The organism is Bathymodiolus azoricus thioautotrophic gill symbiont, assembly GCF_001298715.1.
Taxonomy (GTDB): Bacteria; Pseudomonadota; Gammaproteobacteria; order PS1; family Pseudothioglobaceae; genus Thiodubiliella.
The window spans coordinates 1-9,323 of sequence record NZ_CDSC02000250.1 but is presented as its reverse complement, the minus strand read 5'-3'; the positions used below and the strand labels follow the sequence as shown (position 1 = coordinate 9,323).

13 protein-coding genes are annotated in these 9,323 nt (G+C 38.8%); 6 read left to right on the top strand and 7 right to left on the bottom strand.

What is annotated here, in order from left to right:
- The 3 genes from BAZSYMA_RS04785 to BAZSYMA_RS04775 form a co-directional block, all read right to left on the bottom strand.
- Positions 1-434, bottom strand: a 434-nt coding sequence (locus BAZSYMA_RS04785; protein ID WP_090716194.1) for a hypothetical protein, incomplete at its 3' end; no start/stop codon positions are given.
- A complete protein-coding gene (gene lolD / locus BAZSYMA_RS04780; protein ID WP_090716192.1) occupies positions 431-1,102 on the bottom strand; it encodes a lipoprotein-releasing ABC transporter ATP-binding protein LolD in 672 nt (223 codons plus the stop codon). The genes BAZSYMA_RS04785 and lolD, both read right to left, overlap by 4 nt.
- The gene (locus BAZSYMA_RS04775; protein WP_090716189.1) at positions 1,095-2,330 is read right to left on the bottom strand and encodes a lipoprotein-releasing ABC transporter permease subunit; all 1,236 of its coding nucleotides are present in this window, start codon (positions 2,328-2,330) and stop codon (positions 1,095-1,097) included. The genes lolD and BAZSYMA_RS04775 overlap by 8 nt, the downstream gene beginning before the upstream one ends.
- Positions 2,331-2,385: 55 nt before the next feature.
- Here BAZSYMA_RS04775 and BAZSYMA_RS04770 point away from each other — a divergent pair, with 55 nt between their 5' ends.
- The 6 genes from BAZSYMA_RS04770 to BAZSYMA_RS04745 are packed head-to-tail and all read left to right on the top strand — an operon-like array spanning position 2,386 to position 5,879.
- Positions 2,386-2,811 carry a phosphate-starvation-inducible protein PsiE gene (locus tag BAZSYMA_RS04770; RefSeq protein ID WP_090716186.1) on the top strand — a complete coding sequence of 142 codons (426 nt, stop codon included), beginning with the start codon at positions 2,386-2,388 and terminating at the stop codon, positions 2,809-2,811.
- A gap of 21 nt (positions 2,812-2,832) precedes the next feature.
- A complete protein-coding gene (lpxK, locus tag BAZSYMA_RS04765; protein ID WP_237731747.1) occupies positions 2,833-3,783 on the top strand; it encodes a tetraacyldisaccharide 4'-kinase in 951 nt (316 codons plus the stop codon).
- Entirely contained in the window at positions 3,780-3,941 is a 162-nt protein-coding gene (locus tag BAZSYMA_RS04760; RefSeq protein WP_090716181.1) for a Trm112 family protein, read from the top strand. Before lpxK ends, BAZSYMA_RS04760 begins: the two co-directional genes overlap by 4 nt.
- A complete protein-coding gene (gene kdsB, locus BAZSYMA_RS04755; RefSeq protein ID WP_090716178.1) occupies positions 3,941-4,675 on the top strand; it encodes a 3-deoxy-manno-octulosonate cytidylyltransferase in 735 nt (244 codons plus the stop codon). Before BAZSYMA_RS04760 ends, kdsB begins: the two co-directional genes overlap by 1 nt.
- Complete coding sequence (gene folD, locus BAZSYMA_RS04750; protein WP_090716174.1) at positions 4,672-5,508, top strand: bifunctional methylenetetrahydrofolate dehydrogenase/methenyltetrahydrofolate cyclohydrolase FolD; 837 nt, start codon at positions 4,672-4,674, stop codon at positions 5,506-5,508. Before kdsB ends, folD begins: the two co-directional genes overlap by 4 nt.
- Positions 5,505-5,879: a glutaredoxin family protein gene (locus tag BAZSYMA_RS04745; protein ID WP_090716171.1), complete on the top strand. Its 375-nt coding sequence runs from the start codon at positions 5,505-5,507 to the stop codon at positions 5,877-5,879. The genes folD and BAZSYMA_RS04745 overlap by 4 nt, the downstream gene beginning before the upstream one ends.
- On the opposite strand, the gene BAZSYMA_RS04740 is transcribed toward BAZSYMA_RS04745, so the two are convergent.
- From BAZSYMA_RS04740 to BAZSYMA_RS04725, 4 genes are read right to left on the bottom strand one after another with little or no spacing between them, the layout of a single operon-like run.
- A complete protein-coding gene (locus BAZSYMA_RS04740; RefSeq protein WP_090716169.1) occupies positions 5,876-6,958 on the bottom strand; it encodes a 5-(carboxyamino)imidazole ribonucleotide synthase in 1,083 nt (360 codons plus the stop codon). The two genes, BAZSYMA_RS04745 and BAZSYMA_RS04740, sit on opposite strands and share 4 nt — an antisense overlap.
- Complete coding sequence (gene purE / locus BAZSYMA_RS04735) at positions 6,959-7,447, bottom strand: 5-(carboxyamino)imidazole ribonucleotide mutase (protein ID WP_090716166.1); 489 nt, start codon at positions 7,445-7,447, stop codon at positions 6,959-6,961. It abuts the gene before it with no gap.
- A 25-nt stretch (positions 7,448-7,472) separates the two neighbouring features.
- Positions 7,473-8,180, bottom strand: coding sequence for an alpha/beta fold hydrolase (locus BAZSYMA_RS04730; RefSeq protein WP_090716164.1), 708 nt, complete (start codon positions 8,178-8,180; stop codon positions 7,473-7,475).
- A complete protein-coding gene (locus BAZSYMA_RS04725; protein WP_090716163.1) occupies positions 8,167-9,276 on the bottom strand; it encodes an aminotransferase class I/II-fold pyridoxal phosphate-dependent enzyme in 1,110 nt (369 codons plus the stop codon). Before BAZSYMA_RS04725 ends, BAZSYMA_RS04730 begins: the two co-directional genes overlap by 14 nt.
- Between the last annotated feature and the right edge of the window lie 47 nt (positions 9,277-9,323).

The following is a 9,323-nucleotide window of genomic DNA, read 5'->3' as shown; positions in this document are numbered from 1 at the left end:
AAGTAGTTGGGGGTTAGGTTTAGGCTGATATTCTGACTTTGATTGCTTTCAAATATAAGGACAATCTTGGTGTTTTCGTAGACATTGACAGTGATTTTTTCTACCAAAATGGGTATCTCGCCCATCGGAAATTTATTGCCATTGTTAAAGGGGGTTTCATAGTCGTCTTTTTCAATGATGTGCCGATATTGTATTTGTTGCGTTATTTTTTGCTCCATTTGCTGTTTTTGCGATTCGGGTATTGTCAATAGATCATCAGGGGTAGCGTGGGCAGATAAAGAATGGGTGATAGTACGGTTAAGAATATCCCAAAATGAGATGATAATTCGACGGGTTAAAAATAGGCGGAATTCTTCCTTGTCTTGGCTGTTAATGCTGAGAATAAGTCGGTCTTCTTGGGTTAAATAAGACATTTGCATTTGATGTATGTTCATACTAAGGTTCCATTTTCTAAGGTTAAGAATTGATCCATTTTTTTTGCAATATTCATATCATGTGTCACCAGAATTAAAGCTGATTTTTGCTGTTGATTGAGCTCCATCATTAAGCCCAAAACTTCCTGTGTATTTTTTGCATCTAAGTTGCCTGTGGGCTCATCCGCCAATAGACAACTTGGGTTGTTAATCAAAGCACGCGCAATTGCCACTCGTTGACGCTGACCACCAGAGAGTTCTGCGGGTCGATGATTGAGTCGGTTTTGCAGACCGATATCTGAGAGTAGTTTGCTAGATTTTTCAAGTGCTAAATGCGTGGCATCACCACGAATGAGTAGTGGCATTGCTACATTATCTAAGGCACTAAAATCTTTTAATAGATGATGAAATTGATAAATAAACCCTAAATGTTGTGCACGAAGGTTGGTAATTGCCTCTTCGCTGAGTTGTGATAAATCAGCGTTGTTGATCATAACTTTTCCAGTAGTGGGCTGGTCCATGCCACCTAATAAATTTAGCAAGGTGGATTTGCCACAGCCAGATTGTCCGATAATCGCCAATGACTCTGCAGGGTTAATTTCTAAATTTAGTGCATTTAATACGGGCGTTTTAATCTCACCGTCATTATAAGCATAACCCAAATTTTGACATTTGATAATCTTATTCATGGTTAAGTACCTTTGAGATCTGCAGCTTTCCTGCGCGTTTTGCAGGGTAAATGGAGGCAAGTACGACTAGGATAAAAGCCCCAACTGCAACCATAATCACATCATCTAAGTGAATCTCAGAAGGGAAACGGCTGATATAAAAGACATCTTTAGGGAAGAATTGAAAACCTAATATTGACTCAATCACACTAATCACAGATTCAATGTTAAGCGCAAGCATAACCCCTAATATTGTGCCTATAACAATGCCGATAATACCTATGGTAACGCCTTGATAAAAGAATAGTTTGACAATGCGTTTTGGTGTCATGCCGATGGTTCTGAGAATGGCAATATCGGCTTTTTTATCAGTAACCACCATTACCATCATTGAGACAATATTAAAGGTAGCCACAGCAATAATCAGTGACAATATAATGCCAATCATTTGTTTTTCAAGATTAAGCGCCTTGATGAAATTAGCTTTCTGCTGTGTCCAATCAACACCGTAATATTGTCCAGAATCTAGATCATTGACCGCTTCGTTGGTAATTTTTTTGGCATTAAATAAATCATCAACTTTGAGTCGGATGCCCGATACTTTGCCTTTCATCGCATATAACAACTGTGCTTGATGTAGCTCAATAAAGGCTAAATTATTGTCATATTCACCAATACCCGCATCAAAAATACCGCTAACTGTAAAACGCTTAAATCTCGGTTGCACTCCCATAATATTAGCGGATAGTTGTGGTGTTAATAAAGTAACTTTACTGCCAACCATTACACTTAATTTTGTTGCCAAACCTGAGCCAATTAAGATGCTAGACTTGTTTAATTCTGCATTGCCAGATTTTATTTTATCCAGTAAAACAGAGGTCTTTTTCTCTAACTTAGGTTGAATGCCTCTAATGCTGATGCCTTGTGAGCCAAACGAGGTATTGATAAGTGCGTATTTTTGTATATAAGGTGAGGCACTAACGACATTTGGGTGTTTGTTAATTTTTGCTTGTAATGCTTGCCAATCCTCAATTGTATCGCCGTATCCTGTAATGTAAGCGTGTGAAATAGCACCTAGTACTCTATCGCGCAGTTCTTTATGAAAGCCATTCATGACGGATAGCACGGTAATTAATGTTATAACGCTAAGCACCAATCCAACGATAGAGACGCCAGAAATGAAAGAAACAAAGCCTTTCTTTCGATTGGAGCGTAAATATTGGTTAGAAATTTTAAATTCGATACTCATAAGGCTAATATTTTGTCATAATTAGCACCTTAAAAGTAAAAGAAAGAAGGGGTGTATGTCAAATATAACGATTAAAGATAAAATTGACCAATTGGGCAACCTAATGATTGAAATTTTTCATATTGTTGGTTTGTTTGTGGTCGGTGTAACCATTGCATGGTCAGCAGTTAGTGAGTATTTGCTGATTATGACTCAAGAATCTAACTTTGCCTCGCTTAAGGATATTTTGCTTTTATTTATCTATTTAGAGTTAGGGGCAATGACCGGTATTTATTTTAAAACCCATAAAATGCCAGTTATTTTTTTGATATTTATTGCCATTACAGCCATTACGCGTTTTTTAGTGATTGATATGAAATCTTTGGTAGAGCATGATAAGTTTAACTTGCTTATTATGGTAGTTTCTATTTTGGTGCTATCAATTGCCGCAGGGGTGTTGAAATTTACCGAGAAGAAATATCAATCTAATGGTAATTATTAAGCATACAAAGGTGCTCTAGTAATGATGGATTTAAATATTCGCAGTACGGTTAATTATTTGTTATTGCCAGTCTCAGTGGTTTTTTATCTATTATCGTTTGTGAGAAAAATCTTGTATCGTATCGGTCTGCTATCCACATATCATTTTGATGCGCCTGTGGTGGTGGTGGGTAATATTACCGTTGGTGGTAGTGGCAAGACCCCCATTGTTATGGCCTTAGTTAAGCATTTTAAGCAGCAAGGTAAAAAGGTCGGGGTGGTTTCACGCGGTTATGGCGGTACACATACTAAAGGCAGTTTATTGGTTGATAAAAACACCTTAGCCAGTTTATCTGGTGATGAGCCTTTACTGATTGCCACTCAATCTGATGTATGGGTAATGGTGAATAAAAATCGTGCACAAGCAGTGAGAGATTTAATCACTCAATATAAGCTAGATATTGTTATTAGTGATGATGGTTTGCAACATTACGCCATGGGGCGCAGAGTTGAGATTGCAGTTGTAGATGGTGAGCGTCGTTTTGGCAATGGTTTCTTTCTGCCTGCTGGGCCGCTTAGAGAGCCAGTCGCAAGATTAAAAAGCGTCGATTTTGTCATTAACAATGGTGCACAGCATACAGGCGAATACACCTCAAAACTAACGCCAAAATCATTTATTAATTTATCTACAGGTGTGGCTCAATCACTTGATTTTTTTGAAAAGATAGCCTGTTACGCCGTGACGGGTATTGCTCATCCGCAGCGCTTTTTTGATACACTATCTAAGCTTGGTGTCTTGGTTGAACCTCACGCATTTTCTGACCATTATGCCTTTACTGAAAAAGATTTGAGTTTCGCCAAGGAATATCCAATTATTATGAGTGCTAAGGATTGTGTAAAATGTAGGCAATTCGCAACGAAGCAGATGTGGTATTTGCATTCTGAAGTTGATTTGAGCGATGATTTTTTGACAAAACTAGATGCTAAATTATGATGGATGAATCCCTATTAAAATTATTAGTTTGCCCACAAAGCATTGCACCACTCAAGCAAGTGGGCAATGAGTTGATTTGTGAAGAGAGTGGACTGGCTTACCCAATTATTGACGATATCCCAGTGTTATTGGTCGAAGAAGCAAGAAAAATAAATTAATGGATTTTTCTGTTATTATTCCTGCACGCTATGCATCAACTCGTTTGAGTGCTAAATTACTAAGAGATATTCACGGCAAGCCACTCATTCAATACACCTATGAAAATGCCCAAAAAAGCGGTGCATCTAATGTGATTATTGCCACAGATGATAAACGCATTGAGAAAGTTGCCAACGGTTTTGGCGCAACAACCTGTATGACCAGTGAGGCTCACACATCAGGCACTGCTCGTATTGCAGAAGTATTGGAAACACTGAGTATTAATGATGAACAAATCATTGTTAATGTGCAGGGTGATGAGCCAATGTTAGACGAGCAAGCGATCAAACAAGTGGCAAACAATTTGGCCAATTCTAAGATGCAAATAGCAACATTATGTGAAAATGTGACAGACAAGGCACAATATTTAGACCCAAATTGTGTGAAAGTGGTGTTTGATAAATTTGGCAAGGCGCTGTATTTTTCACGCTCACCTATTCCTGCTTTTCGAGATGAGGCAGATTTTAATACAGCGCTGTGTTTTAAGCATATTGGCATTTATGCTTATCGCTCAGGTTTTATCAAGCAGTATTTGACCATGAATAACTCAGACTATGAACAAGTCGAGAAATTAGAACAACTTACTGTGCTTAATGAAGGGTTTGATATACATGTTGCACTTGCTTGTGCCCCAACAGGTTTTGGTGTGGATACTGCTCAGGATTTAGAAAAAGTAAGGAAGGTATTACAGTGATCATTGATGGCAGGAAAATCGCACAAGATTTAAGGGCAGATATTGCGACTCAGGTAGCGTTACTTGGTCGCAAGCCAGGCTTGGCAGTGATTTTGGTGGGCGATGACCCAGCGTCTAGCGTGTATGTTCGCAACAAGGGCGATGCTTGTAAGGAAGCGGGTTTTTATGCTGAAAAAATTAACAAATCTAGCGATATTACTCAGGCTGAATTGTTAGCAGAAGTTGAGCGTTTAAATAATGATGATAGAGTTGATGGTATTTTGGTGCAATTACCATTGCCAAAACATTTGGATGCTAGCCAAGTGATTGAGGCCATTGATCCTACAAAAGATGTGGATGGTTTTCATAGCGAGAACATCGGAAAACTAATGCAAAATAAACCCTTTTTACGCCCTTGCACACCCAAAGGGGTGATGACCCTATTGGCAACAATAGGTGTTGGTTTAGTGGGTAAAAATTGTGTAGTGGTGGGTAGCTCAAACATTGTTGGACGACCTATGGCAATGGAGTTTTTAAACGCGCGTGCTACAGTCACGATTTGTAATAGTAAAACTCAAGATTTACCCAGAAAATTAAAACAAGCTGATATTATTGTGGTAGCTGTTGGCATTCCGAAAATGATTCAAGGTGAATGGATTAAGCAAGGTGCTGTTGTGATTGATGTTGGTATTAATAGATTAGACGGTGGCTCTTTGATTGGTGATGTGGATTTTGAGTCTGCCAAGGAAGTTGCTAGCTGTATTACACCAGTGCCTGGCGGTGTTGGACCGATGACCATTGCCACATTATTAGAAAATACATTAATCGCCTATAGGGTAAGGGAGGAAAAATGAAATTATTATTAAAAGGCTTTCGAAATGGACTGGGCGCAATTATCGCCTTTATTAGTTGGCTAATTCCAGTGAGCAAAGTTAAGCGCGGTGAATCCGAACAGCAAGAAGTGGACGAACAAACAGCCAATATCGAACTGTATCAATTTTTTGGTTGTCCATTTTGCATCAAGAGCAGAAGGGTGATTAGACGCTTAAATCTTAACATTGTTACCAGAGATGCACAAAATAGACAGGGTGTTTACAGGGCAGAATTACTCAAAGAAACGGGAAAGACCCAAGTGCCTTGTTTAAAAATTACTAAGGGTGATAAAGTTGAGTGGATGCTTGAAACTTCTCAGATTATTGCTTATTTAGAAAAGCGTTTTGGCTAAGATTGTCTAGGTAAGAAACTTTGTAATTGCTTAATAGTTGTGTTAAGTTCAATTTGAGAGTGAGCTGTAATATTGATATGCCCTAATTTTCTATCGGCGCGCTCTTCTTTGTCATATAAATGCAAATGCGTATTTGGCAGCTTAAGCACGGTATCAATCTCACCAATCTCACCAATAATATTAATCATTGCACACAATGGATGGGTTGGCGTGGTATCACCTAATGGCATACCAGTAATAGCACGCACATGGTTTTCAAATTGCGAAGTGTTGGCACCGTCAATGCTCCAATGTCCAGAATTATGCACGCGAGGCGCCATTTCATTTGCCACTAGTCCAGTTTCTGTTTCAAAGAGTTCAATGGTTAAAACACCGACATGGTTCATTTCATCAAGCAAAGTTTGCATATAGTGTTGCGCCGTTTTCTGCACTTCAGGGTCAATAGATTGAGCAGGTGCAATGGTTAATCGTAGGATGCCATCATGATGTGTATTTTCAACCAAGGGATAATATTTGTGATTGTTATCAGTATCACGCACTGCAATTAATGAAAGCTCTCGTTTGAAATTAACAAAGCCCTCAAGAATAGATTCTTTCGCCTTCATACTATTCCAAGCTTGGGTAATTTGAGCAGTATTGCGTATCAAAAATTGACCTTTGCCATCATAGCCCTCAGTGGCAGTTTTTAAGATGGCGGGTAGCCCAATTATTTCAACTGCTTGTTTTAAATCTTCTTCAGAATTCACCATTTTGTAAGGCGCACAAGGGATATTGAGTTGATTAAATAAGGCTTTTTCACGACCACGATGTTGCGTGGTGAATAGAGATTTTGTGCTAGGATGAACTGCAACTGTTTTGGCTATTTTTTTGACAGATTCTACATCCGTATTTTCACTTTCAAAGGTAATGACATCAGCAAAATCAACCAAAGATGCATTATCATTAATAAATAGTTGGCCTAATAGCGATGAAGGCTCATGATGAGAATTTCCCGAAAAACCAAATTGATGACCAAGCGAATAACCAGCAATAGCAAGCATTCTACCTAATTGACCCGCACCTAAAACACCGACTTTCATTTAGAGGGTAGGGTTGGGATTGTTGAGAACATCCTGTGTTTGTTTGACTCTGAAAGCAACAACTTTTTCTCTGAGGGTATTGTCTTCATTAGCAATAATTTGCGCTGCTAAGATACCAGCATTTTTTGCACCTGCCTCGCCAATTGCCAATGTACCAACTGGAATACCACCTGGCATTTGTGCGATAGATAATAGTGAATCTTGTCCGCTAAGTGCGCGTGATTGAATAGGAACACCTAAGACGGGTACGATGGTTTTACTTGCTACCATACCAGGTAAGTGCGCTGCACCCCCTGCACCTGCAATGATAACCTTTAGTCCGCGTTGACTGGCAGTGTTGGCGTATTCAAACATTAAATCAGGTGTGCGATGTGCTGATACCACTTGTACTTCATGTGGGATGCCAAATTCCTCCAACATTTCTACTGCATTTTTCATGGTTGGCCAATCAGATTTTGACCCCATAATAACACCAACAAGAGCATCCATTGATTTCTCCAAAATTTTTGTATGTTTAAATTATACTTAATTCAAAGTCTGGGTGTAAAAAAGGCAAATGCCCAGTATTAAGTAGGGTGAGTGATATATTCTGTGCTTTATACCATTTAACAATATCAACAGGTACTAAGGTATCTCGCTTGCCCAAGATGACTTGCACGGGTATTGTCAATTGTTTTAATAGCTTGCGTAGGTCAGACTTTAATAAAATATCCAAGCCTTGACTCAGTGCATTAGGGCTTGCAGGTAATGCATCAATAGAGCGATTAAGTGATTTGAGTTGTGCCTTATTGTCAGTTTGCAAGCTAATAAAACGTTTTAAACCTTTGGATAAATTGAGTTGTAAAGTGTTCGAGAATTGTTCAAAATTATCCGCATCAATGCCATAATTCCAGTCACTATCTTTGATAAATTTAGGTGTAGAGGCAAGCAAGATAAGTTGAGAGATTTTGATTTTTTTAGCAATATTTATTGCCAACAACCCACCCAATGACCAGCCTAATAATATTGGATTATCAGGCAAGATTTTAATAATTTCATCACACCATTCATTAAGCCCACCATCAACATTGGCACTTCTACCATGCCCGGGCAAATCAATAAGGGTGATGCGGTATTGGTTTTTATAGTCATCAATCAAGCTGTTAAACAATTCGGAATTAAACCCCCAGCCATGAAGCAACACCAAATCAACCCCAATACCTTGCGTGTTACTGTATAGCATATTTAAGTTGGGTGAGTAGTTGTTTAATTTGGTTTTGTGTATGGTTGGCACTTAGTGTTATTCTTAAACGCGCCGTATCTTTCGGCACAGTTGGTGGGCGGATGGCACCAACATAAAAGCCTGCATTTAGTAATTCTTTTGAAAGGTGAATTGCCTTTTCGCTACTGCCCACAATGAATGGCTGAATGGCACTATTAGAATTTTTCATGGGTAAGTTTAAGACTTTAGAAAGTTTTTTAAAATAACGAATATTGGCTAATAATTTAGCGTTTTGCTCACCCTGTTTAATCAGTTCTAAGCTTTTTAGTGTGGCAACACACAAAGCAGGTGCAGTCGCGGTGGTGTAAATATAAGGGCGTGATTTTTGGATTAAAAAATCAATCAAATCTTCATCACCAGCCACAAACGCCCCCATTGTGCCTGCAGCCTTACCTAGTGTTGCCATGTAAATCGAATTTTTTGGAATGATTGGCGCAAACACACCAAATCCATGTGCATCATCCTGCATTAAAAGCGCACTAGATTTTTTCACAGTTTTTTCAATACCTTTAATATCAGCCCGATCACCATCCATGCTAAATACTGTGTCAGTGGCAATTAATCCTTGCCCTGATTGTTTTGCTATTTTTTTTTCAAGCGCAATAATATCATTGTGTAAATAGCGCTGAAGTGGCAAACCAATCAAATGATTGGCGTCAATCAGCGAGGCGTGGTTAAGCTTGTCCTGTAATACCCAGTCAAGCTCATCTTTAAGTGCAGAAAACACCCCAATATTTGCCGTATAACCGGTTGAAAACAACAGTGCTTTTTCCTGCCCCGTATAATCAGCCAATTCCTCCTCTAACGCCTGATGTGCTGGCGTGTGTCCGCTAATCAAATGCGATGCACCAGCACCAACGCCGAATTTATCCACTCCTTGTTTGAACGCCTCTTTAACTTGTGGATGACTGGCAAGCGATAGATAGTCATTTGAGCAAAAATTTATCAATGATTTTCCATTGATAATCATCTGCGTATTTTGTGTATTTTCAGATATTTTTCTTGAGCGATAAAGATGGCTCTGTTTAAGGCTTGATAATTTTTTTGAAAAATCCATGAATCTATTTTATAGCTTGTAAGGCAACTTGATAATACAATATAATT